Source organism: Pseudomonadota bacterium (assembly GCA_039033415.1).
Classification (GTDB): Bacteria; Pseudomonadota; Gammaproteobacteria; order Xanthomonadales; family SZUA-38; genus JANQOZ01.
In genome coordinates this window covers 21764-47247 of sequence record JBCCCR010000025.1, presented here as the reverse complement: position 1 = coordinate 47247, position 25484 = coordinate 21764, and the positions used below count along the sequence as shown (strand labels likewise).

The window sequence follows — 25484 nt, the reverse complement described above, 5'->3', positions numbered from 1 at the left end:
TTTATCTGCACAGCGTAGCGACCCGGCACTTCGCCTGTCGTGCGTGTGAGGTTGACGAAGTATGGCTGTAGTTTTCTACGTAGGCTTAGCGTTTCTAGTGGCTTCTCTCTGCTTGGTCGCCGCATTGGTCAGAAAGCGCAATATGCACCTGTGGTTGCGTCCCTATGTGCTTCGGAAACTCAAAAAAGCGCCCGAAACCAGCGGGCCTATACACGTAATTTTCTGCTTCGTTGACCACTACGAACCCATGTGGAGGAATGCGACCTTAGCAAAGGAGCGGGAAAGGGTTAGCCGCTGGTCGAAGGAATATCCTGAAATGGCGAAAGGTCACCTTGATGCTGACGGCAAGCCGCCACAGCACACGTTCTTTTATCCGGAGGAAGAATATCGCGAAGAGCACCTCGATGCGCTGACGGACCTTTGCAGGGCAGGTTTCGGAGAAGTCGAGGTGCATTTGCATCATGATAACGATACCGAAGAAAAGCTTCGTCTAAAGCTCAACCGCTTCTGTAAAACCCTCTCTGACACTCACGGTCTGTTGAGTCGATCTCCGGACACCGGAAAACCCGTGTACGCATTCATACACGGCAATTGGTGCCTCGACAACGCCCGCCCCGACGGGCGATGGTGTGGTGTCAACAATGAAATATCGATCCTTGCGGACACCGGCTGCTACGCAGATTTCACCCTGCCCGCTGCGCCAGACCCCTCCCAAACCCGAACGATTAACAGTATCTACTACGCCACGGACGACCCGTTACGTCCGAAATCTCATGACCGCGGGGTACTGATGAGCGTCGGTGGAAAACCCGTCGGGGACTTGCTTCTGATACAGGGGCCGCTCACGTTGAACTGGCGTGATCGCAAATGGGGTGTCATCCCCCGCACAGAAAACTCCGATATCCGTTCGGGTCAGCCGCCTTCACCAGAGCGGACTGACCTTTGGATCAGGGAACACATCCACGTTCAAGGCAGGCCGGAATGGGTCTTCGTAAAAATCCACACGCATGGCACCCAGGATCACGATATGGATACGTTGCTGGGTGAGAAGATGGATGCGATGTTTACTGACCTGGAGCGCAGGTACAACGACGGATCCAGCTACTGCCTACACTATGTCACGGCCAGAGAGATGGTCAACATTGCGAAAGCCGCAGAATCCGGGAAGACTGGCAATCCAGGCGACTATCGAGATTTCTATCTTCAACCCCCACCAGTGCTTCAGGATTGAGAGTACTGGCGATCACAAATTTGTTTCCGAACCTGCTTGAGCCGGGGAGGTCAACGTTCAATGAGCAGCACCTGCTGCATCTTGCTCAGCGGGTATCGCTATCTGTAATCGCGCCAGTTGCGTGGACGTCGCCAGCCGGTCGAAAACGGCGTGCTGATCGTAGTCTCCAGCCCCTGGAGCGGCAGCTCGCGGGATTGGTGCACCCGACATTTTTCTATCCTCCGAGAATTGCCCGCGCTTCCTACCCCTATTGCTTCAGGCGCTCAATCGCCGCGGATTTTCGTCGTCAGCTCGCCGAGTTTGCCCCTGATGTTGTTTACGCCACCTGGATTTATCCGGATGCGCTGGCGGCGGCGCAGCTCGCCCGGCAGGCAGGGCTGCCTGTGGTGATCAAAGCACACGGCTCCGACATCCACAGCCTGGATCCAGGGGCTAGGATGGAAGGCGCCAGGGCTGCTTTGAGGTTGGCCGATTTCAGTATTGCCGTAAGCCAGGATCTTCGCAAAAGCATGATAGGTCTAGGCGCCGAAGCAATACGTACGGTGACGATCTACAACGGCGTCGATCTGGAGCGATTTCAGCGTCTGGGCCAAGCGCAATGCCGCGAGAAACTGGGTATAGCCAAGACCGAAAAGATGCTGCTTTATGTTGGGAATCTAAAGCAGGTGAAGGGTGTGGACCGTCTGATTGCGGGGTTCACTCAGGCGGCTGTGCGTGACTGCCGACTTTTCATCGTAGGTGACGGGAGCGAACTAGCAACGCTGAAAGAACAGGCGCGGTCTGCTGGCGTCGCCGATCGTGTTTGGTTTGCCGGCCGCCGGCCTCACCACGAGATTCCGATGCTGATGTCCGCAGCTGATCTGGTGTGTTTGCTGAGTCGCAATGAAGGCGTCCCCAATGTGCTGCTTGAAGCCATGGCGACGGGCACACCGGTCCTCGCTTCCCAGGTTGGAGGAATTCCGGAGGTTGTGCAGGAAGGGAAGAACGGGTTGCTGGTTGACGCATCGTCTCCTGACCACGTTGCTGCCGCAATCAACGACATCCTGCGGCGGCGTTGGGACGCGGCAAAAGTACGAGACTCGGTACGCGGCCTGACGTGGGATCGGAATGCCGCGGAGACGGTATCGGTGCTCGATTCAGCAATTTCTGGATATTGTCGGGGGGATCTTGACCCGTGAACACTACGTCCTGAGCATTCAGCAGGAGCGAGATCGGAGATGGCCAAGAAAATCGTTGTCGTTGGATCCGGACTTGGTGGGTCGGTTTTTGCCAACTCTGCCAAGGCACATGGTGAAGTGACGGTGTTGGAAAAGGGTCCACGGACTGGAATCCGGTATCCGACGCTTCGATTCATCAGGTCGCGAATCGGCACGACCAACACCTTTTGCTACGGGGCGGGTGGAACCACGAACCTTTGGGATAACGGCCTAATTCCGATGCGCGCATCAGATATCACCGAGCCAGCAGCAAGGGCAGTCCTGGCGGATGCCGAAGCCTACACTGATGAAGCTGCGTTCCAACTTCATTTCAAAGCGGGCTCTTTCCGAGACCAGTTTCTTGCGGTGCAGAAAAAAGTGAACCAACTGATGAGAGGAGTAGGGGGTCTTGCGAACGACATTGACTGTCTGCTTTACCCGAAAGGACATAAGCCTCAGTCATTGTCAGAGGATGTGGACCGCTATTTCGCTGTACAGAATCTTACGGTCAAGTGTTCAGGAAACGCCGTCACCGAAGTTGGCTTTGTTGTGGACGGAGAATCGAGGCGTCTGCCCTGCGATCAGCTGGTGATCAGCGCTGGCACAATGGGCAGCCCGCAGGTTGTCAACACATGCCTGCGAACCGTCGGCGCTTCTGTGCCGTTAGCCGGGAGAGGTTTGATTGATCACCCGATGGGTTTTGTCGGCAAAATCCGGGTATCTGCTGATTTCGCCACAAAGCTTCACCACTTCGCTAGGGCTGACTATGGCTCGTTCTATGCGCGACACATGATCAGGGTAAAGAGTGCTTGTGGCGCTTACAGTGGTGCCGCGTTTCTACGGCCATCGTCTACCATGACCAATGATCCGAAGCTGTACCGCTTCAAGTCTGCGCTCGGAGCTTCGAAAGGGATCAGGCGGATCAGAAACGCGTTCTCGCCGCGGATCTTTCATCCTGACGTCGTAACAGAAATCCACCAGCATCTTACGGGCAGGCAGTCCAAATCGCGGACCTTCGCAATCCTGTTCATCACTGAACAGCGTGCTTCAGCTAACGAAGTGCAGGCGGATGAAAATGAGGTAGCGATTGACTGGCAAATCAATTCTCTCGAATTCGGCAAGTACCGGGAGATGCTCGAAAAGCTAAAAGAGATACTCGCGCCGAATGTGCAGCGGATTGCGCTCAAAACTGAATTGTCTGGGGATTGGCTCTGGTCGGCGGCCCATCATTCCGGGACCGTTGCATTCGGAGACGGAGAGCATGACCTGCTTGATCGGAACTTGAGACTCAAAGCGCTGAACAACGTATTTGTCTGTGACGCTTCGGTACTGCCCGAACACTCATACACAAACACTGGTCTGACAATTGCGCAGCTGGCGCTGCGCCTTAGCGGCCATCTCCAACACGGGTAGCCCGATGAAAGGTCCACGATTATGAAGGTGTTGGTCACTGGAGCAACTGGATACCTGGGCACTCACTTGATTCGTCACCTGACAGGTGCGGGCTACGATGCTGTTGGGCTCGTGAGGACATCGTCTGACGCAAAAGAGCTGGTTGAAATTGGTGCTGAAACAGTGACCGGTGACGTCACGTGCGTAGAGAGCATGGAGCAGGCGAGCCGAGATGTCGACGTTATCGTTCACGCTGCCGCCGATACCAGCGGAACAGTCTCCGGAGGTAAATCAGTGACGATCAACGGTACGCTGAACGTGGCGCAGCTTTGCACCAGGCGGCCGAAGCTAAGACTTGTATATATCAGCAGTTGCTCCGTGTATGGAATTTCGGATCTGGCTGCCGGAGATGTGATTGATGAAGAATCCGCGCTGGAGAAAAGACCCGAACTGAGAGGTGCTTACTCTCATGCGAAACACTCCGCGGAGGTGCTGTTGCGCCGGGAGCTGGCGGGAAGCGAGAAACGGGTTGTAGTACTAAGGCCAGGAATCATCTTTGGCCGCGCAGCAAAGGTTTTTTCACCCTCGCTGGGTTTTAGAGTCGGCGCCAGGCTCTTCCTGATTATTGGTCCTGGCTCGACGGAGTTGCCTCTGGTCCACGTTGATGATGTCGCAGATGCTGCAACGAGACTGATCGCAGCGCCGCAGGTGAGCGGAGTATTCAATGTCGTAGATCCGCAACGTATCACCAAGCGGATGTTTATGGATCGGATCATTCGGCCGGCGCATCCGAGCGCGATTGTGGTCTATGTGCCGATTATCGTCATCATGGTGGCTGCTTTCATTTGCGAAACGCTTTTCCCGCTGCTCGGGCGGACGCCGCCGTTGACAAGATATCGATTGCTGGCTTCCCAACTGCCGGTGCATATCAGTGGCAAGAAGCTCAGAGCCGCGCTGGGGTGGACCCCACTGCCTTTTTTTACGAACCAATCTCGTAAATAGTCTTTCCAACCCACGTGAGCTAGCATGAATTCCTTGCTGTCTCTTTCATCGAATCACTTACCGCTCCGGAGTCGTGTCATCAGTCCAGTGCCGTCGAAAGCATACACCTACTTGCCCCTACACCTGCTGCGTTGCAACAAAACTCGAGCGTCCGCAGTTGGCACTTTGTTTGCGTGCGTTAGTGGTGCTCCACTGGCGGCGAGTAGGTCCAGTCACTACCGGGATTGAAGTAGGTGAAGAAGTCCGAGAAGCACAGGGGGGCCGCACGCCGGCTGATCGCACTAACTCTCGCCGGAACCCTGGTCATTCAGTATCTTCATGGTCAAGAGCGCGTTGACCGTGAAAGCATTACGTATCCCGGGGCTCGCCTGCACTTTTCAGAGGTTACAGAGCAATCGGGGGACTTCCAGCAGTCATTGGTGACCTGGCGCTCCTCATTCGTTGACCTGAATCAGGACGGCTGTTTCGACATCGTCTACGGATCACATTCGGACAGTCAGTATAGACCCGTCTACCTGCAAAACCGTGCGGCTTCCGGCTGTCTTGCAACATTTGTGCTGCTAGACAATTCGATTGCTCGTTACGTTCAGTCCTCTCCCCAGATTCCGCGGATCACGTCCAACAATTGGTACTACAACGTGCGAAACAACCCGGGCGGAGAGCCGGATCTCGGCGGTGACGACTCCGACGGCAGCGCGCCGGCACTTTACCCGTTTGATGCCATCGTCAATGGCTTGCCCCGGTGGGGTGACAAGATCTCCCTTCCTGGCTCGCTGGATGGCAAGCCCTTGACCCTAGTCTTTGATGCCGACGGAAATGGGGTAATGGATGTGCTGAGCTGGCGCCGCAATACGGGAGACTTAAGGGTCTCTAACGCGTCAACCGGTCAGATCCTCTGGACAGGCAAATCGACCTATGCGCACCCATACCTGGTTTTTGATATCGACGGAGACGGGTGGCCGGATATGTACCCAGTGATGAATGGGAAGAGCAAAGCAGGGTCGCCTGGCTACTGGAAAAGTGATACTGACGGCACCTTTACCTGGACGACAGGGGCGTTTTCGGCATGGGACGGCGTGCAGTCATTTACCCCGGGACAGTCAGAGGGGGCGGCGGGCGGTCTCAGCTTTGTCTTCGACTATGATCTGGATGGGGATTTTGACATTTTCATTGGGGAAGGCGCCCGAGACACGACGCCAAGCCAGTTTTGCGTGACGGTTCAGATCAACAACGGCGACGGCACTTACACCAGCGACGAGCAGATCCTGGGCTGTCTACAGGAGGTCAGGCGAAATCAGACGGTTCCCTACGGCAAGTCGGTGGCCGCTGATTTCGATAACAACGGCTATGTGGATATCATGTTCAATCAGGCGAGTACGGCGATCTCGTTGTCGGTCCAGAATTATTTTTTCTACATGAACTTTGGGGGTCAGTTTTATCTCAGCGAGACCACCCCCAACTTCGGTGGCGGAGAGGGAGGACTTGGAGTCGCCCCGGGGGTGGCGGACTTCGATAACGATGGGGATCTGGACATCACCAAGCCGAGTTCGCGTGGCACGATATCCGTGTGGGAGAATCGGACCTCCACCGGCAACCGTTGGTTAAATATGACAATCCGTGGTTTTGGTGGTAACACCGATGGCATCCATACGATCGTCACAGCCTATCGTCCAAGCACGACACAGATTGTGGCTAGCTATCAGAAGCTGACTATCGCCACCGCGTATTCAACTTCGGGTCATCACCTAGGGCTTGGCGAAAACGACATGGTCGACCTCAGGGTCACGTATCCTCATGGCGGCCCGAACTACTGGTATCGCAATGTGAATGCCAATCAACACGTCATACTTTTTCGCGATGGCTGCATGGGTGAAGGCTACGCGCCCGGCGGCAAGCTGCCCGTACAATCATCTCAGGTTTCCTGTACCACGCCTGATGAGTAAGCACGTCGGGCAGGGCGTACCCCTGAATTCGTCGCCCACCGGCGGAAACGCTTAGCCTTTGTAAGCGGGATAGAGCAATCTACCGGTAAGGGTGATCAGGCGACCGGCCAGGCCCCCCTTTTTGTACCCCCCTTTAATCAGATATTTTGCGCAGTGCTTTGCCGGTCCTAGCCATCCATCAACTTCGCGAAAAAGCTGTTTGTGCCGCAAAACAACTCGAATGTGTCCCGAGATAAATCCTTTCCAGTTAGTCGACAGTTTGTCGGCGTGGCCGTGTCTGATTCTCACTAGCGGCTCCGGAAGAAAATCGATCTTCAGTCCTCGACGTACCATTCGCATTGAAAACTCGTAGTCCTCGGTTTGTCGAAAGCTTTGATCGAATCCGTCTAGTGATAGAAAGTCCTTTCTTCTCATCATCACGCTTTGAAACATGACGTGGCTTGATTGCGCAAGGTCAGCTTTAGAGAGCCTTGAAGGCTTGCCGACATACTCAATTTCCCGACCGTCTGGATAAAAGTTGACCGTGCCAGTGTGAATTACATCACAGTCCGGTTTAGCTCGAAGGTAGGCAAGTTGATTTTCAAGTTTTTTTTGGTGCCAGAGATCATCGCTGTCCAGAAAAGCGATCCAATGGCCTGTTGCTTCTCTAACACCGATGTTTCGAGCTCCGGATACGCCCACGTTTTCTTCGAGAGCAACAACTCGAATGTCAGGCTCGAATCCTTTGAGGAATTCAAGCGCATCACCACCAGATGCATCATCAACTACGATTATTTCGTCCGCCTTGTGGGTTTGCGCGAGCGCCGTTTCCAGCGTCTCGGCAAACGTATGTTGTCGGCGGAAGAAGGGGATGACCACTGAAATGGAAGAGTCCATAGAAACTGTGATACCTCAAATAGGAGATGATTGTCGCTGGATCTCCTGCGCCAGGCGCGTTTAACCGTAAGTTGATTGTATCCGACGGTCGCTCTCAAATCAGCGCATTGTTGAGTCTTTCCGGCCGACGAGGCGGGGCTCCATGTTCTTCACTCCTAATCCCGACGAACGGTCCAATATGGCGGCGGATTACTTATAATGATCTGCGCAACTGAGCTGCCTTCAGGCAGTCATAGACTCTCGAAACCAGGATCACAGGCTTAAAGTTATACTATGAAATATCTCCTGACGGGGGGGCGGCAGCGTCTGCGTGGCAGCAAAATAAAAGAATGGGAGGGGTACGATCGAGGCGTCCTGCTTGAGTTGGATTCTTCAAACCTCTCGCTCAAGCCAGTGCTGGAATATGAGTCCCCGCCCGATTGTGTGCCGGAAGGAAACAGAAGCTCGATCACCTTCAAATCCTGCTCGCTTTGGAACGATCAAGTGGTAGCGGCAACCCAAACTGAGGTTATGCTGATTTCCATCTCGAACCAATCCATTAGTTGCCGGGTGTCCTTACCTGGCTTTAACGATGTGCATCATGCGTTTGTCAACAGCGCCGAAAACTTCGTCGTAACCTCCACCGGGTTAGATTCCGTGATGGAAGTCGATTTCGATGGTCACCTCGTCAACGAATGGCATGTTCTTGGTGGAAGCACCTGGGATCATTTCGACAAGGATACTGACTGGCGCAAAGTGCTCACAACAAAACCCCACATGTCTCATCCTAACCATTGTGTGGAGATCGATGGAGAGCTTTGGGTGACGCGACTCGAGCAGAGAGATTTCACGAATCTTAATACTGGCGAGTCTATCTCGATTCCTTATGAGCGGCCTCACGACGGGTTTGTGCTCGGCGAGGATGTTTTGTTCACCCATGTAAATGGACTCATGTCCAGGGTGCATATGCCCACCAGGGAGTCCAGCGTTTTGCATGACGCGAACCAGTCCCATACGGGCAAAGAGAGTCTCGGGTGGTGTAGAGGTCTTTGGACCTCGGATATGGCGACCTTGCTAGTCGGCTTTACCCGAATTCGACCCACAAAATACGAGGAATCATTGGAATGGATGAAGAGAAGACTCACCGACGCTGCGTCGTGGTACGGCAGTTTTCCGACCAGAGTGGTTAGCATTGATGTAGGTTCCGGCGTCGTGAACTGGCAGGTAGACACGGAAAAACTCGGGATTAACGCAATATTCTCAATTTTGCCGGTTGCGAAGGCATAACCGGGATCGCGGCTTGTACCGTCACGCCGTTCTAGCTGTGTGGAAGAGACGCTGCATCCACGATCCGGCGAGCGGAATTCGTTCCGATAGCTGATTCATGTAGGAAATGTCTTCACGGGTCCAAGTTCCGCACCACAGGGTCGTAAGCACGTAAGCGGTCATTGACAAGCAACCAAAGATGATTGCTGTCCAGTTCGGCAAGCCAGTAGCGAACCAGATGAGCCCCAGGAGCAACCCTGGCACGGTTGCCACCAAGGTTCGAAACATTCGCGACCAGGGTGGACTGACGCCTCCAAAATGGATGGCTAAAGAAATCTTGAAGACTACGAATCCGATTTCCAGTGTCAGGTAACTGGCGATGGCGCCGCTTAGTCCCCAGCGTTTGACCAGCAGCCAGGCCAGCGTAAGTTTTAAAACGACGCCGACGACGGTCGCCACCAGCAATAGCCGCTGAACGTTAATCGAAAGCAAAAACGCTTGAGCAGCCGGACCCACATTCCTCAGGCCTGCACCCAATATGGTAAATCCCAAAACCCAACCGGCGGTCCCAAACTCAGATCCGTAAACCAACTCGATGACTGGTACGGCATAGACGGCAACATAAACCAGCAGTGGTGCTACCAGGATCCACGAATAACAGGTGGATTTGGCAAACTGCTCTGCGGCGTCTTTTGTTGAATTGGCGGCGGCCTGCGCCACCAGAGGCAACAGGATGCCGCCGAATATTCCAGGGATCAGCAGTGTAACGGCGGCGGCGGTCTGCATAGCCAGACGGAAAAAGCCGACCTCTTGTGGCGTTGCGTAGTAGGCCAGAAAGGCCACTTCTACGCCCGCGGAAACCAAGAACCCAATCATGCCGGACCATGTCAGATAGCGCAGATGTTTACTGAGCGCGGAAGAAGTCTCGGGCGCAATTTGTGCGTCCCTCGGTCCGTAGGTCAGGTTCCACGTTCGCCAGGTACTTGCAATGAAAAACACCAGGCCGGAAGCAACAAACGTTGCGATGAAATAGTTAACTCCCTGCTGGGTCAGCGCACCGAAGGCCACCAGAATTAGATTTAACGGTGCCCCTATGATGGCGATAATCGATACTGAGCGGAAATCATTGTCGCCTTTTGCGACGGCGACTTTGAACATATAGTTTGTGCGAGCAGCGATCGCTACCAGCATTGCCCACAAAACAACGCTCGAGACATGAGTTAAGACTGGGTCTGGTAACGTCTCTGGCCGAAACGCCAATACAGCCCCAAAAATCAAGACCACGGCAAGTATCTTAAGCCACTGCACTTTTGCCAGCTTTGCTACGACTGCGCGCGCCTGACCGATTTCGTTCCTGGCCCGGCATTGCGCAACAAACCTTGTCGCCCCAATTGCAACGCCGCTGTTAATCAGGCCGCGAGCAAACCTGGCATACCAAATGACGAGCGAGAAGACGCCAAACATCTCGGGCCCGAGAGTACGAGCGACCATGATTCCTGCGATCAAACCGAGGGCGTATTCGGTATAAACGCCCGATGCAAACGCTGTTATTCGTGATAACAGCTGCGTGCGTGTTTGGGACACAGCAGTTTACCCCTCCTTGGCTAGGGCACAGTCGGCTGATTTCTGTCAACCTGCGCGCCGTGACGGTCTGACCGCTTTCGCCGCAATACCCAGCGGGCGGCGGAGCGCATTACACTGCTCAACCAAAAGTACCGAGGTCCCTTCTTGCACCACCACCTCAGGACGAAGCGCTCGCGACAGGGGACTTGAAACAGAACAACCCAGGGGCGCTGAGCTACAGCAAAAGGGGAAAGAGTGTTACCAACTTCACAGGTTAACAAACTCTAAAGGCGGATTGTGATCTCGTTCACTTTCGTTTCAAAAGTTTTCAGTACCATACGCCAACACGTAACGCACCTAGTATCGATGATTATAAGAACAATTTTCATAGCAGTGGCGGTGAATCTCCTCTGCGGAATGGGGCCAACTGGGGCGCAAACGATATTCAAGAACGGCTTCGATCCAGAGGTCGAATTGGATTTTGCTAACGTGACGGGTACTGCCGGCAATTTTGCTGACGCACTTGTCACCTGGCGCGCGTCCTTCGTAGATCTCAACCAAGACGGCTGCTTCGACATTGCGTACGGCTCCCACTCTGACGCACAATTCCGGCCCGCATACCTTCAGGATACGGCAGTATTCGGGTGTCTAGGTCGGTTTTCACTGCTGGATAACTCGGTAGCAGGCTACGTTCAGTCGTCGCCGCAGATCCCTCGGATTACCTCCAACAACTGGTATTTCAACGTATTGGGAAACCCCGGAGGACAGCCAGATCTTGGTGGAGACGACTCCGATGGGAACGCGCCCGCCCTGTACCCATTTGACCGCAGCGTAGGCGGCAACCCAAGGTGGTCTGACAAAATCTCCTTGCCTGGATCGCTGGACGGAAAGCCTATCACAATGGTTTTCGATGCAAACGGCGACGGTGCCATGGACGTGCTTAGCTGGCGTCGCAATACGGGTGACGTTCGAGTTTCCACGGCCCAAACCGGAGACGTAATGTGGCAATCCAACACCGAATATTCCCATCCCTACATTGTGTTCGATCTGGACGACGATTCCTGGCCGGATCTCTACCCAATCTCCAACCGAACTACGATAGTCGGTTCGCCTGGCTACTGGCGCAATGACAAGGATGGTACTTTTTCGTGGGCAACTGGTTCCTTTACTGCTTGGGACGGGATTCAGTCCTTCACCCCCGGTCAGTCCGAAGGCACGTCGGGAGGGTTGACCTTCGTGTTCGACTATGATCTGGACGGAGATTTTGACATTTTCATCGGTGAAGCGGCGCGAGATGCGTCCCCCGATATGTTTTGCATCACGATTCAAATCAACAACGGCGACGGAACCTACACGAAAGATGAACAGGCCCTTGGCTGCCTGATGTCGGTCGCCAAAAATCAGACAGTACCCTATGGAAAGTCTGTTGCAGCGGATTTCGACAATAACGGCTATGTAGACATTATGTACAACCGAGCCAGCACCGGTGTTTCCGCTTCAATTCAGAACTACTATTTCTTCATGAATTTTGGAGGCCAGTTCTTCCTCAACGATACGACGCCAGATTTTGGCGGTGGCCAAGGGGGGTTGGGCGTTGTTCCCGGAGTCGCCGATTATGACAATGATGGCGATTTGGACATAGTCAAGCCAAGTTCCGGGGGCACGATCTCGGTCTGGGAAAACCGCTCAACGAACGGAAATCGCTGGTTCAATCTGTCTGTTCGTGGGCTTGGGGGGAACACTGACGGTATTCACACGACGGTGACGGTATTCAAAGAAGGTACAGATGAGATCGTTGCGAACTACCGAAAACTAGCAAATGTTACCGACTACTCGACCAATGGTCATCACATTGGGCTTGATCGAAACAACTCGGTTGACATAGTTGTGAGTTACCCGCATGACGGCCCCACGTACAGGTATAACGGAGTCTCTTCAAATCAGCACATTATCCTTTTCCATGATGGGTGTATGGCCGAAGGATACGTGGCAGGTTCTCCGATCCCTGTTTCCTCGCAAGAAGTATCCTGCACGTCTCCCGATTCGTAGAACCGTCAACGGAGCGAAAACGCCGCTGTTGTGGCTTTCAGGCTAAGAGCGTTAGCACGAGTCAAACGGGCAGCGAACGCCTTGAAAGTGCGTCGACCAACCGCGAACGAACCCACCTGTCCATAAAGCCACCGAAAAACACTACAATCGTCGTGGGTTTCAATATGAGTTTCGTTTATGCAGCGCTTCCTCTGGCTAAAGGGAATTGTCAAATCGGCGATTGAAACCGCGTTAGACATACTCATCGATTGGGCTATGCCCCATTCACTGCTGTCTAGGACAAGGCTGAAGCATTTCAGTGTACCTACCTGGGTTCCCTGCCACCACGTGCTTAATCAAAAAGTACAGCGTCTCGAGATCCTCGACATGTTGCGGGAGTCGGGAATCAAAAACCCGGAACGGTTGAAGGTTTGGTGGTCAAGACACTTAGGAAATTTTGGTGATGAGCTAATGCCGTATCTCCTGGCCCGCATTGCCGGCGCAGACTGTTTGTTCGACCGGAAGAAACATCTGTTGGGAATCGGCAGTACGGTGCGCTTGGCCCAAGACCATTCTTATGTATGGGGCAGCGGAATTATCAGAGACAATGAGGCGATCGTAGCATCTCCTAAATGCCTGGCTGTACGAGGCCCCCTGACCAGAAACAACCTGAAAAAGCACGGAATTCCGTGCCCAAAAGTGTTTGGCGATCCTGCCATGCTCTTCCCACTAATCTACCGACCGACGTTGCATGTTACTAATTCCATTGGTCTGGTTGTCCCGCATTTTAAACATACTAATCTGCTCGACAGAATCCCCGATTTTGAATTCATAGATCTGCATGTTCGCAGCAAACAAAAAATCGAAAGCGTAATCGACCATATCGCCTCGGCTCGTTGTGTACTCACAAGCTCTCTCCATGCCTTTATTTTCTCCGTTGCTTACGGTGTACCTGTCGCTGTTTTCAAACTTGAGTCTCAGAATATTGGTGGCGACAACATTAAGTTTGACGACTTTTGCTTGGGAGTAGGCATGGAACGTTTTAGAATCCACACACTCCATAACGCTGGTGAAGGTGACTTGCGTGCGTTGGTAGAAAAAGCGGAAATTTATACCCCAAATTGGTCCGCGACGCCGTTGTTAAACAGCCTGAAGGAGATCTGCAATAGCCCATCGATTGATCGATTGATCGAAAAAGCCGCTTCGATGCAGTAGGCATGACGATTGCCGATGCGCGCTTTGGCTAGCGGCGCAATTGCAGCCGTTCTCCGAAGAGGCTCACGCATGGGCCCTAGGCGACAGATTTGATTGAGGCCGAGACTTCAAAAAGATCAAGGGTCTCGGAGCTCATTGATGATCCACCGATAACCTGGGGTCGAACGGTTGCTCCAGTTAAACCGCCGGGGCGGACGACTGTTCCTAGCGCACCTTGGATTAAATGTCGTCTGCTCCAAGAGTGCTATTCTTGATAGCAGGCGATACCTGAGTTCCGCGTCATCCGTGAAGTAGGCAGCGGCCGCTGAGACAAATGCCAGTTCAGGCGAATGTGCGTCGGAGTTCCAGCCGTGATCGTTTTGGATGGCGATCAGTTTATTCAACGGTTCGACCGATGAGGACCAGTACCATGAAATGGGTGCATCTTTTCCGCCGCAGTCACTTTTCCAGGTGTTGCCCGACACAACAAAAACATCATCACGAATCCAGCCGTGGTTTTCTAGGTATTCGCCAAAAGACGCGATCATCTGAGGAATGCGAGGATCCTGGGTTGCCCACCAGGCGCTCCAAAGCCCCGAAATGATGTTTTCGCTCATCCAGGGTGATGCGCCGCGAGTGTCCGTGACCGGGTCGTAGCGCTCAAACTCGTGCTTTTGCCAGCTGTGACGCCAAGATCCATCTGGCGGTTGGGCATCGGGATTCCCGTTCTGGTGGCTGTGCAGCCATCCGATTCGGGAGCCTACGGCGTCGAGATATTTTTTGTTGCCGGTGATCTCCCAGGCGGCGGTGATTGCGAGTAACCCGAGCCCCGCAAATCGCTCCGTAAACATCTTGCTAGTGGTCCGGTAGGGGCCGGGTATGGTTCCCCAGGCAGATACCATTTTTTCAATCAGCGCTGCTTCTAGAAACGAGTCATCACCGGTCAACGCCGAGTAGATCAACAGGGGCTCAAGGTAGACGTATTTCGGGTCACAAGGACTTATGCCCGCATATTGCCAGCCCCCGCGACAGTCTGGCCTTCCGGGAGCGCCATCCTTTTTGATGTGCGAAACATAAAACCGCGCCGCGCGTACCCCGTGGCGCAGTACCATGGGGTCCCCGGTGCGGACATAGTGCCGCAGAATCGTGGTAGTCCGGTCAAACAGCCACGCTGCCCCCTTGCCATCGAGCGGCAGGTCCCTCGCCCACTGGTAGCCGGTGTCCACGAACCGATCATAGGGTTCGTGTCTCGACCACGGCACCTGCGGACCGGCGACTCTCGACCGCGTGAGCCAATGCGGGCTCATAACGGCGAGAAAACTCATCCCGGCTTGAGTGTCCTCCGCGAGGGTATTCATGGGTGGGCCTGCTGCTGAACCTGTCAAAAAGTGAAACTTCTTGTCAGTGCCGACTGACAGATCGAACTGAACTCTCAGAGCTCTTATGCTGTTGTCGAGCCAGTGCCATCGGAGAATCGGGCGCGCGGCAATCTCTACGGACTTGCCGTCCACGAACAGCTGAAAGTCAGCTACGCTTGACAGGTCTCCGGGGGGGAAGGGGATGCCGATTGTTATTCGGTCGCTGTAGTCACCGTCCGGAAACGGCAGGAGTTCAAATTCCCGTTCGGCGGATTCCGCAAACGTCGGGCCGCTGGCCATGAGTATCAAAGACACCGCAAGAAGGCGTCGCAATCGAGTTGCGACTCGTATGCCATAGCCACTCAGGCGGCCAAGTGTCGAAGGTATTGTCACGGTACGGTATTTGTCGGGATGGGCTTGCATAATCTCGGCCGCAGCACAAAATCAAATATAATTGTAGTCGCACTACCTGTAGAACGGGCCACCAGCCAAAGGAATTTGTTTCATGCATGAAAATCTCGATTTGACGGTTATTGTTGGTCCCCGAGACCGATACTCTGGTGTCGTTGAATGCATTGAAGAAATCTACAGGCACACTTCCGAGCCTTTTGAGCTCCTGGTACTGGACCTCGGATACCCGAAGCGCCTGCGACAGCAGATTGATGAATCTATCGCGACGAAAAAACTTGCACGCGTTGTGGAGTACGGCCTGATCACCCCGATGGCTGCCCTTCAACGGATACTGCCCAAAGTAAAAGGTAAGAAGACCGCTTGGATAGACAACGATTCTAGAGTCACTGCTGAATGGTATGAACCGCTGAAGCGAGCTGTCGACGAAGGCGCAGCAATTGCCTCGCCATTGATTTTGGAAAAAGACGGAGTAGACATCGGCGCAAAAATCCGAAATCACCTGCACCAGAGCGAAATCAGAGTCGTTGAATACCAGGGGCGTGAACTGCTGATTGAGCACAAACTGTTTCGGCGGGAGTTGCCCGAAAATTTGCCGGAGAGTGTTTCCCGATCGGAGACTTTTGAACTTCATGGCGTTGTGTTCGACACGGATAAGCTGAGGGCTTTGGATATTCCTCAGATGGTCGTTCGAGAACACATTGATATCTGTATGCAGCTCGAACACAAAGGAGAGGCTGTGGTAATTGTGCCGCAGTCAGTCGTGCTGTTCGACAACCTGGGAACGCGTATGGAGCTTGCCGATATGCGGTATTTCTTTTTCCGCTGGAGCGAGCGACTTTCGAGAGAGTCACACCGCGAGTTTGAGCGGCGCTGGGGCTATGGGTTCTACTCCGAGCAGGGCATGTATAACTGGGCTTTCAGAAGAAAAGCATTTCTCATCTGTCGTTTCTTTTTTCTTCCAGTCAATCTTTCTAACAGGATTGGCGGCGTTGCGAAAAAGATCTTCCGCCGCGATTGGGACCCGCTTCCAGACCCAATTGGCAAATCGCACCATCTTTATAGCCACCTCATCGAGTCGGACGCGGTGCTGGCTTTTAGTAGCGGCGGCGCAGATCAAGACCCGGGAATGTCATCGAAGTCCGATACCGCTCCGAACCTCGGTTGAGTAGTCGCAGAGGAGCGTCGAAAGTACCCGGTCCAAGCAGATTCGACTAATTCTCGAGTACCTCGCTATAGACCGCGGTCATCACCTTGGCGTAGCTCTGGACACTAAATTCCTTTTGCGCTCGCTCTACCGCTGATGCGCCCATCTGTGCGCGAATCTCTGGCTGGGAGGCAATATCGGACAGGGTGTCAGCCATTGACTCTACGTCGTCAACCGGGACGATAACGCCAACGTCCGGATTAAGAATTTGTGCGGCGCCGCCTGTTGCGGTTGCCACGACAGGTTTCCCGTTTGAAAGCGCTTCTGCTAAAACCAGGCCAAACGCTTCCTGCCTTGCGCCATGTACAAACACATCGCAGGCAGAGAGCACATCCCCAATGTCGGACCTGAATCCAAGAAAGTGGACTTTCGTCTTGCTGTGGTCTTCGCCCTCCGCAGGCACAAGGCTGCGGATCAGGTCGATTTGCGAATCCGATCCCGTGCCGACCACCAATAGATGAGCACCAGGTTCTTGGCGACTGTAGCGCAGAAACGCTCGAATGACGATGTCGATGCCTTTTTCTCCACCGAAGTGCCCGATAGCGCCAAAGACTAAAGCCGAATCGGGAATCCCCAGCTCTATCCGGATTGTGTTCCTGCCGGCAGCGGAGTAGGCAAACTGGGACAAATCGATTCCCAGAGGAATGGTCCTAACCTTCCGTGGGGAAACCCAGTTTTCCTGAATGTAGTGATTTCGGCGCTCTTCGCTAGCGGTCAATACAAGGTTGCAGCGCAGCAGGGCCAGCGCATTTCTGACTTTTCCCTTGAAGGTCGCGGTCTCGATTCCAAGCGATCGATGAAAGGTCGTGATTTGTTTGACCCTGTGATCGCCAAGCAAGAAAAGGCTGGAAAAAAACAGCGCGGCACCGTCGTGTGAATGAATGAGATCGATGTTGTTGTCACGGACGAAGGAGCGAAAGACTCCTCGCTCGCGTCTGCCAAACAGCGATCTTCTGTTTAGCTCCAAGTGATCCTCGAATCGCGCGGCTATTTTCTCGCGTGGACAGCCTGTCTGGTTGAGGCAACACAGGTAGGAATTGAAACCTGTTCCGTTTCCGCCATCAGCCAGGTTTTCAATTGCTTGTCTGCGCCCGCCTGGCTCGAATGAAAGCGTCGTGTGGAGGATGTTCACTCGAATGGTTTGACTAGGCTGGTACGGGCGATAGCCCTGATAGATTCCAAACCGGGAGAAGTTCATCCAGCACCTGGGCCGCTACCGGGCCATCATCGTGGAACAGAAGTACGTCTCCAGCGCGTGGATGCCGCTGCCGGAACCGGTCAAAAACCAGGTTCGCATCTTTCAGGTAGTCCCGGCTGTCGAATGTCCACATCTGAATAGGCTGGCGCCGCTTGCCGAGAGCCAGCAAAAGCTGGGGCGGTAGCTGTCCCCTCGGGGGGCGAAACTTAAAATGGGTGTTGCCTGTTAAAGCGCAGAGTAACTCGTTAGTTCGTTCAAGCTCTTCGAGCTGCTGGGCTACCGTCAGCTTGGCGAAGCCCCGATGCATGTGCGAATGATTACCCAGCTGGTGGCCACGGGAAATGATTTCGCGAGCGACCTCAGGAAACAGCTCAAGATTTCGACCGATCGCGTAAAAAGTCGCTTTTGCCCCGTGGCGATCAAGCGTATCAAGTAGCGCGGGCGTATATGCCGGGCTCGGCCCGTCGTCAAAGGTCAGGCCAAAACGAGCGTTACTGTCCGTCAATCCCCAGCGCACGCAGCCAAGTGACAGCGCATACTGAACAGGTCGTTTAATTAGACGAATCATTGCTGTACGAAAATTCGGTGCTGCATCAACATGCGGGTTGCAAATTCGGCGCGATCGATGTAGCGCTCAACATGGGTCCGGCGTAGCATTAACGGCTCGCTGATGTTGCGTTTGTTGGTTCCCGAAACATAGGTGAATCCTACCTTCAATCCGGCCTCCCGGACCGAGTGAAGCACATGCTCGTTGATCGCACCGGGTCCGCCTACCGGATACGAAATAGCCCTGCATGGTCGATTCAGATTACGCTCAATTTCGGCCTTGGACGTCTCAATTTCGGAACGAATCTCCTCGGGACTCATCATTGAAAGAATTGCATGATCGTGGGCGTGACTCTCCACGTAGCTTCCCGCTTTTACGATCTCGGTCAGCTGAGCCCAGGTCATTGGCATATCGTCCGAGTCCTCGACCTGAATCGGGACGTTGAGCTCTTCAGTAAGCTGCTCGATAGCTTTGAGTCGACCGTCATTGGGTATCCGCTTGAGCGTCTTTAATATTTCTCCGGCCAATGATCGGCGACCGTCCTGATCCTGCGGGATCGGCACCGGTTCACCCAGGATTCTGGACGAGATGTCCGTCGCAGATGTTGCAAGCAGCGCAGAACAGATCCAGTTGAACCAAAATGGCGTGCTTCCTCCAATTAAGCCGGTGGAGACAAAAAAAACTGCCGAGAGATCAAACTCCTTCAGCACAGGAAGTGCGTAGCGAAAGTTGTCCTGAAAGCCATCATCAAAGGTGATCATTACAGGTCGTTCAGGCAGCCTGGACTCGTCGCCAACCGCTTTCAGCAATTCGTCCAGGGTAATTGGGTCAAAGTGCTTTTTTACGAATTTCATTTGCCAGCGAAAGTCTTCCAGCGAAGCGCTCACCAGCTCCAGATCTCCCGGATACTGCTCGTCCCAGGTCGGAAGGATCCTGTGATAAGCCAGAACGTTCAGCGGCCTTGGCCCCAGGCGTGAAAAGCCCTGACTTAGCGCTGCCATGCCAGAATAGTAGAAAATCCGGCTTAGTAGTCGTGATTTCCTCATTGGGTCTCGGTCTGGGAGTGGCGCCGACTGGGGGAGCGACGGGTGGCGGTCATACTTTCAGGGCATCTGGGACGGCTGTACGAACCAATAATATCGGATTCGCCAATTGGTGGCACAGTTGATCAACCTTAAACATCAAAGTTTGCATTCTTACCGACAGCAGATTTGCCGGTATAGGTGACACCTGCGTTATGTGCTCGCGCGGGACCCGCAAAGGGTTCGCGCACCTGATTCAGCCGGCATTGTGGCGGCTGAGTTCACTACGAATTCACAAAGGATATGAAACGGTTCATTGGGTTGTGGACAGTTAGAGGCCAAGGAATGGTAAGAGGGTTCGCCTGCGTTTTGCTACTTGGCGCGTCAATCCTTGAGATCGGTCATGCAGCCACGTATGAGGTCGGTCCGGGGGCGACATTTCGAGACCTGAACGAGTTACTTGCTGCCGAGACGCTGGGACCTGACGATACGGTGTTGCTTCGCGGCAACACTACCTATGGCAGCGCCCGCATCAGGTCGCAACATGGTGGTGAGCCGGGCCATCCCACCCGCATTATTGGCGTGAACGTCAACGGGCTACCCCCGCGATTCGAGGGCGGCGTCAACACGGTTCACAACCAGGCAAGCTATATCGAATTTGAAAACCTCGATATCACCGGCGGCAGCTTTCGATGTTTTTTTCACCAGGGAACCGGTGTTGTATTGCGGCGTGTCTTTGTCCACGACTGCCCCGGCAACGGGATTCTCGGCGCGGATCAGGATTCCGGATCGCTAACAATCGAATACTCGGCCGTAGTCAACGCTGGCGCAAATGGGGGCCGCCACGCGATCTATATGTCTACCGATCAGGTGAGATACCCCGATAGCGTCTTCCGACTGCAATTCAGTTACGTCTCAGACAGCCAGTTTGGGACCGGTGAGGGCGGCAACCTGATCAAGAGTCGGGCGGAGCGAAACGAAATCTACTACAACTGGCTCGAGAGCGGCTTCTACCACGAACTGGAGTTGATCGGCCCGGATCCGGCAGGCGTCGCCGATGGATGGACCGAGTCGCTTGCTCGTGAGGACTCGGACATCGTAGGCAACGTGATCCTGCATACCAGCGACTTTGGATCGATCCTGCGGCTCGGGGGCGATGCCACCGGTCAGAGTTTCGGGCGCTATCGCTTTGTGAACAACACGGTGATCCGGACCGGCGGTGGGCAGGCTACCGTTTTTCGTTTGTTTGATGGCCTTGAGTCTCTTGAGGCCAGCAACAACGTGTTCTTTAACGCGGGATCCAGTGCGCTTCGAATAGTGAGAGAGACCGAGGCCAACTGGTTCACCGGGAGCACAACAATCGCCGGTAAAAACAATTGGATGGAGTCTGGTTCCGTCTCCATTCCCGATGGCTTCACCGACTCAATTATTGCCGCAGATCCGAAATTCTCTAATTTTTCCCGACTTGACTTAAGGCCCGCCGCCGACAGCCCATTGATCAACAGCGGTGTTGCGACCAACACAAGCGAACCGGAATTTGCTATCCAGGCGCCAAAATCGCAGCCCGTATTTCACCCACCTGCCAAGCCTTCGGGTCTCCCCAACGCAAACGCTGAGTTCAGGCTGGCGGAGGGGCCAATAGATCTGGGCGCTTTCGAAGCCACAGCCGGCCCCGAGGGCCTGGTCGGCGCAACCGGTTCCTGGTTCGACCCGGCCAGTTCAGGTCGCGGGTTCAATATCCAGTTTATCGCCAGAGACCGATTTCTGATCTATTTCTATGGCTTTAGTGATTCGGGAGAGCGGCTGTGGCTGGTAGGCGACTACCAGGGCGAAGTTGCACCCGGAACCGCGGTCACGGTAAACATGTTGGAGGCCACCGGTGGTGTTTTCAACAATTTCGATCCCGACGCGGTCACCTTGGATTCCTGGGGTACGCTGGAACTGACGTTTTTCGACTGCGAATCAGCCTCCGGGTCACTACTGGGGTCCGAGGGCACTGAGCAACTTGCTCTGACCCGCCTAGCTGGCGTCGAAGGTCTTGGCTGCGGCGGCTAGCGCGCGCAAAAGCCGCTCTGCCCGCTGGTGTTAAATGGGTTCAACCTCGGTTGCTGGAGCCGACTACCGGCGCGTTCGGCTCCACGCGCCACCGAGGTCGGCACGAAGGAAGCGCACGAACCCCTGTAGTAAGGCCGCATTCATAGCGAGAAAGAAAGACGCCAGCGACACCAGGAAGCCATTCGGCCTTTCTGCGCGAAGACGCAGGAGCCCATAAATTGCGAGAGCGTAAAAAAGAAGCTGGCCAGCGAGAAGGACACGGTAACGCGGCAGTTCGATGAGCAGTAGATTCGTCACCAATGCCAGCACCATCAGGTGCGGTACAAACCAGCGAAGGAGCTTGTGGCTGACGAAAGTAAACCAACGCCAGCCCGCTCTCGGGTTCAGGGCCCACCTGACCCTCGAGATTGACTGATAGTTGCCGGCACCGATCCGCACACGGCGACCGTGCTCCGCGCGTAAGTCTGGCGCGACGGGCTCGCTGGCAACCGACTCTGGGTCGTAAACCACGGTCAGTCCTTTCCTGGCGATGTTCATCGCGATTTGAAAGTCATCCACTATGGTATCGGCGGGCAACGGCTCGTACAGCATGCGTCGAATCGCGTAGATCGCGCCATTGGCACCGAGCAGAGCGCCCAGTCGCGATTCATGGAATTTGAGCACCTGTTCGTAGCGCCAGTAGGCGCCGTCTCTGTTCTGGCCCGACGCTTTGTCGATCAACTGCAGTTCCCCACAAACGGCGCCAATCGCTTCATCGGAAAAATGCCGTACCAGCATTCTTACCGTGTCCGGTTGATAGACGGTATTAGCGTCAGTCATGACGACAACGTCACCGCTCGCTTTGAGCATCAGGTCATTCAAGACACTGATTTTTCCCCGGTTTTCATCAAAACAGTGGCTTTTGAACCGCGGATCTTCAATCGAAGACAGGATTTCGGCGGTGCGATCGGTGCTGCCGTCTGACCCGACCAGCACTTCGAGCCTGTCTTCTGGATAGTCCAGTGCCAGAAGGTTCTCAACGCGTTCGCTGATACACGATTCTTCGTTGTAGGCCGCGACCAAAACGGTTACTGAGGGCAGTTCGCCGGCTCTGCTGACCCGACGCTCTCGACGGGTCAGCAAAAACCGTAGATCGCGCGCCATCTGAACGAAAGCGCTGGCAATTGTCAGGAGGACCGGATAGCCGAAATACGTGTAAATGATCAGTCCGGCGGATAGCCAGAACACCACCGTCATCATGCTGAGGTGTCGCCGTAGGGTCGGGCCGGTATTCCCAACATCGTAGAACCGTCGGGAGCAGATTTTGTGACCACCGCATTCGCGCCAATCTTGACATTGTCCCCAACCTCAAGTTCACCGATGATTTTTGCGCCGGCGCCAACGTAGATATCGCTGCCAAGCACCGGCGATCTACCTTTGTCATCGCCGATGACAACACCGCTCTCCAGCGTGATGTTTCGACCCGCCCGAACCTTGGAATTAATGATCACGCCTTCGGGATGCATGATGACGAAACCCGGACCGAAGTCTGCACCGACCCCAATGAAACAGCCATTCAAGAATTTGTTGAACCAGCGCAGGACAAGCGCCAGTGGCTTGGTCACGGCATGGCGTCCGCATGCATGAGTGGCACGAAACAGGATGATTGCGCTGGCGCCATCCGACACGAGCATGCGCAGCAGGCCTGAAGGTGCGCCGTCGCCCTGGAAAATCTTCTGTTTACGACGAAAGTCGGCTCGGATAATGCTAAACACCGGTTGTCCCTGCTCCTGACCGTAAATCCGCAATCACCTGGCTCGACCTGATCTCGGCAGACGTGCATCGGTGGTTGCTTTAGATCGCAAAATTTTATCGCAAGCGGGCTCCCCGAATCGATAGGACATGCATGCTGGGCATAGGCCAGGTAGCGTAGCTGGCCGACGATCAACTGGATGGCTGTAGGAGTCTGCGCTGGGCAGGGGCTTCGAGGGTCAGCTAATTCTCAAAGCCCGATCTAAAAACAATGGTCGATTCCTCCTGGGTCCACAGGAACGTACCCCAGGCGTTGGAACGGTGCTGCCAGGCAAAGGCTCGCCAGGGAATGTTTCTCCCAGCGATCTTGTTGACACAACCGCTGCTGAACCAGTTGTCGACATCTTCTATCAGTGACAGCAGCGCCTCGGATTTCTCCGGGTCGGTTTCGAAGTGGCGGGCGAGCGCGAGGCTGAGAATAGTCTCTGGAAGGTGCTGGTCGGTGCCGGAATGGCTCCCGGCAATGTCGGCAATCGCTACCGGAGGCGCGACCGAAGAACCAAAGTACATAAGCACCGGCGATGTCGAGCTACACCCGTCCTGCCAGGCTCTGGGGTTGCTGCTGGTGTTCACGAAGGTATGGTCATAGGCCATTTCGAGATCCGACCGGGTACCGCTGTTCAGCGACTGTGGCGTTATGCCCCACAAAGCAATGGCCTGGCCGGCACCGCGAAAAAAGGTCTCGATCTTGTTGAGGCGTGCCGGGTCCTGAATGACCGCATAGGAATGCCACATGGCGTCTGTGACGTTTTCGATCATCCACGGGGAAAATGCCCGATCACTGGGTATCACGTCAAAGTCGGCGCGGAACCACCGGACCTTGAATCCTTCCGACAGGGAAGCGCTCAGCGACTCCGACAGGTTGATTGTCCAGGTGCCGTTTCCATTGTCTGTAGCCGGTCCAACTGCGTTTATGTTTTGATTGATCACTCCTCCCCGGAAAAATCGCAGTGGCGCGCCCGTGTCGACAAGACCAATATCGGCGACGTCTTCCAACACGATGCTGGTGCTTCCTGAACCAGCAGGACTGCTCAGCAGGCCCAGATACGGGTCGTCGCCCTCGTGTCCCCTCCATGAGTGCCGAAGCGACCCGTCAACGGGTAAGCCGTCGGGGTTAAAGGTGTTCTGATGGTCGAAGATGTTGTCGATTCCGGTACCGATCCGCCCGAGGATTTCAGCGTTGCCCGTGATCTCAAAGGCTGTGACCTGAGTCAGCAAAGTGAGCCCCACTCCCCGTTCCGACAGATTCCGATTCAGCGTAACGTAGGGCGATTTAAGTCCTTGCGCACCAAATCCCGACGTATTCCATGCGGTTTCGGCGATATCGTTGACGAAGTCGAGATCTAACTGGCTGTCGTCACCGGTCAAAGCGAGGTGCATTTTGATGGGTTCCGCGTACGTGTATTTCTGGTCGCACTTTTTCCCGCCAAAATCGAAGCCCCCCCGGCAATCGGGATTGCTGGTCGATCCATTGGGGTTGAGACGTGCGTACCACCACCGGAAGCTCCGATAGGCTTCCAGGTAAGCGTCCGCACGGCCGGTTCGCATCGCGTACTTGTAGAGTGTCGTGGTGCGATCAAAAAGCCAGTTGGCCGCTGACCCGGAGTCGAAACTGAAGTCCCGCCAGTAGTTATCGAATTGCGCATTGGTGTAGCCGTCGTACTGATCGCCTTTGGCCGCAACGTACGGCGGGATTAGACCGCTCGCGGACAGATAGTCGCGGTCGATGACCGCAATGACGCGAGGTTCATCGACCCCGGCCTTTCCCGCTACGGTGGACGGATCGGTGCCGATGGAGATGGGCGTTTCAGACAGGTCCTGAGCCGTATTCCGACCCGAGAACTCGAACCGATAGGTCAGAGGTCCCGAGGTCATATCCGCTCGGAACTGAATCTTAGCTGCCCTTACGCTGCCGGCGCACTCATCTGTTTTGAAGTGCCAGCTGAGCAGCGCATTGGCGAAGACCGGGACCTCGCTGCCGTTCGGACGAAGGAGCCTGATTTGGCTGGCGTTGGGAGCCTCGCACGGTGCCACAGGCAGTCCGAGCGTTACCAGCTCGTCGCTGCCCATGGAAAAATTCGGATTGGGCACCAGCTGAACCTGCGTTGCCCCGCTTACGCTACCAGTAATGGCTAACGCGACGGCAAAGATCGCCGCTGAAACACCTTTCAAATCGGAAAACATGGTTAACAGACAGTCCTGTGGCTTATTTGGCGATAAGGATCTAC

19 protein-coding genes are annotated in these 25484 nt (G+C 54.6%); 10 read left to right on the top strand and 9 right to left on the bottom strand.

Going from position 1 to position 25484, the window contains the following annotated elements:
* Window positions 1–142 precede the first annotated feature (142 nt).
* From AAF358_19055 to AAF358_19035, 5 genes are all read left to right on the top strand, one after another.
* On the top strand, window positions 143–1231 hold the full coding sequence (locus tag AAF358_19055) for a hypothetical protein (protein MEM7707659.1): 1089 nt from the start codon (window positions 143–145) through the stop codon (window positions 1229–1231).
* Window positions 1228–2409, top strand: coding sequence for a glycosyltransferase (locus AAF358_19050; protein ID MEM7707658.1), 1182 nt, complete (start codon window positions 1228–1230; stop codon window positions 2407–2409). The genes AAF358_19055 and AAF358_19050 overlap by 4 nt, the downstream gene beginning before the upstream one ends.
* A gap of 39 nt (window positions 2410–2448) precedes the next feature.
* Window positions 2449–3840: a GMC oxidoreductase gene (locus AAF358_19045; GenBank protein ID MEM7707657.1), complete on the top strand. Its 1392-nt coding sequence runs from the start codon at window positions 2449–2451 to the stop codon at window positions 3838–3840.
* Between the two features lie 21 nt (window positions 3841–3861).
* Window positions 3862–4821, top strand: a complete 960-nt coding sequence (locus AAF358_19040) for an NAD(P)-dependent oxidoreductase (GenBank protein MEM7707656.1) — start codon at window positions 3862–3864, stop codon at window positions 4819–4821.
* Between the two features lie 233 nt (window positions 4822–5054).
* A complete protein-coding gene (locus AAF358_19035; GenBank protein ID MEM7707655.1) occupies window positions 5055–6764 on the top strand; it encodes a VCBS repeat-containing protein in 1710 nt (569 codons plus the stop codon).
* Between the two features lie 51 nt (window positions 6765–6815).
* Here AAF358_19035 and AAF358_19030 read toward each other — a convergent pair whose 3' ends face one another.
* On the bottom strand, window positions 6816–7640 hold the full coding sequence (locus AAF358_19030; protein ID MEM7707654.1) for a glycosyltransferase family 2 protein: 825 nt from the start codon (window positions 7638–7640) through the stop codon (window positions 6816–6818).
* A gap of 273 nt (window positions 7641–7913) precedes the next feature.
* On the opposite strand from AAF358_19030, the gene AAF358_19025 reads away from it, so the two are divergent.
* Window positions 7914–8906 carry a hypothetical protein gene (locus AAF358_19025; GenBank protein ID MEM7707653.1) on the top strand — a complete coding sequence of 331 codons (993 nt, stop codon included), beginning with the start codon at window positions 7914–7916 and terminating at the stop codon, window positions 8904–8906.
* A gap of 21 nt (window positions 8907–8927) precedes the next feature.
* On the opposite strand, the gene AAF358_19020 is transcribed toward AAF358_19025, so the two are convergent.
* Window positions 8928–10469, bottom strand: coding sequence for an oligosaccharide flippase family protein (locus AAF358_19020; GenBank protein MEM7707652.1), 1542 nt, complete (start codon window positions 10467–10469; stop codon window positions 8928–8930).
* Window positions 10470–10814: 345 nt separating this feature from the next.
* Here AAF358_19020 and AAF358_19015 point away from each other — a divergent pair, with 345 nt between their 5' ends.
* Window positions 10815–12497: a hypothetical protein gene (locus AAF358_19015; protein MEM7707651.1), complete on the top strand. Its 1683-nt coding sequence runs from the start codon at window positions 10815–10817 to the stop codon at window positions 12495–12497.
* A 177-nt stretch (window positions 12498–12674) separates the two neighbouring features.
* A complete protein-coding gene (locus AAF358_19010) occupies window positions 12675–13691 on the top strand; it encodes a polysaccharide pyruvyl transferase family protein (protein MEM7707650.1) in 1017 nt (338 codons plus the stop codon).
* 116 nt (window positions 13692–13807) lie between these two features.
* Here AAF358_19010 and AAF358_19005 read toward each other — a convergent pair whose 3' ends face one another.
* Window positions 13808–15361, bottom strand: a complete 1554-nt coding sequence (locus AAF358_19005) for a hypothetical protein (protein ID MEM7707649.1) — start codon at window positions 15359–15361, stop codon at window positions 13808–13810.
* 172 nt (window positions 15362–15533) lie between these two features.
* On the opposite strand from AAF358_19005, the gene AAF358_19000 reads away from it, so the two are divergent.
* A complete protein-coding gene (locus AAF358_19000) occupies window positions 15534–16604 on the top strand; it encodes a glycosyltransferase (GenBank protein ID MEM7707648.1) in 1071 nt (356 codons plus the stop codon).
* 46 nt (window positions 16605–16650) lie between these two features.
* On the opposite strand, the gene AAF358_18995 is transcribed toward AAF358_19000, so the two are convergent.
* The 3 genes from AAF358_18995 to AAF358_18985 are packed head-to-tail and all read right to left on the bottom strand — an operon-like array spanning window position 16651 to window position 19434.
* The gene (locus tag AAF358_18995; GenBank protein ID MEM7707647.1) at window positions 16651–17841 is read right to left on the bottom strand and encodes a glycosyltransferase family 4 protein; all 1191 of its coding nucleotides are present in this window, start codon (window positions 17839–17841) and stop codon (window positions 16651–16653) included.
* On the bottom strand, window positions 17789–18346 hold the full coding sequence (locus AAF358_18990; protein MEM7707646.1) for a polysaccharide deacetylase family protein: 558 nt from the start codon (window positions 18344–18346) through the stop codon (window positions 17789–17791). The genes AAF358_18995 and AAF358_18990 overlap by 53 nt, the downstream gene beginning before the upstream one ends.
* Window positions 18347–18405: 59 nt before the next feature.
* Window positions 18406–19434 carry a polysaccharide deacetylase family protein gene (locus AAF358_18985; protein ID MEM7707645.1) on the bottom strand — a complete coding sequence of 343 codons (1029 nt, stop codon included), beginning with the start codon at window positions 19432–19434 and terminating at the stop codon, window positions 18406–18408.
* A gap of 321 nt (window positions 19435–19755) precedes the next feature.
* Between AAF358_18985 and AAF358_18980 the strand changes: the two genes are divergently transcribed.
* A complete protein-coding gene (locus AAF358_18980; protein MEM7707644.1) occupies window positions 19756–21465 on the top strand; it encodes a hypothetical protein in 1710 nt (569 codons plus the stop codon).
* A gap of 63 nt (window positions 21466–21528) precedes the next feature.
* Here AAF358_18980 and AAF358_18975 read toward each other — a convergent pair whose 3' ends face one another.
* The 3 genes from AAF358_18975 to AAF358_18965 all read right to left on the bottom strand — a co-directional run bounded on the left by AAF358_18975 (window position 21529) and on the right by AAF358_18965 (window position 25440).
* The gene (locus tag AAF358_18975) at window positions 21529–22704 is read right to left on the bottom strand and encodes a glycosyltransferase family 2 protein (GenBank protein ID MEM7707643.1); all 1176 of its coding nucleotides are present in this window, start codon (window positions 22702–22704) and stop codon (window positions 21529–21531) included.
* Window positions 22701–23219 (bottom strand): serine acetyltransferase, encoded by a 519-nt coding sequence (locus tag AAF358_18970; GenBank protein ID MEM7707642.1) that lies wholly within the window; start codon window positions 23217–23219, stop codon window positions 22701–22703. The genes AAF358_18975 and AAF358_18970 overlap by 4 nt, the downstream gene beginning before the upstream one ends.
* 220 nt (window positions 23220–23439) lie before the next feature.
* Window positions 23440–25440: a hypothetical protein gene (locus AAF358_18965; GenBank protein MEM7707641.1), complete on the bottom strand. Its 2001-nt coding sequence runs from the start codon at window positions 25438–25440 to the stop codon at window positions 23440–23442.
* Window positions 25441–25484 lie beyond the last annotated feature (44 nt).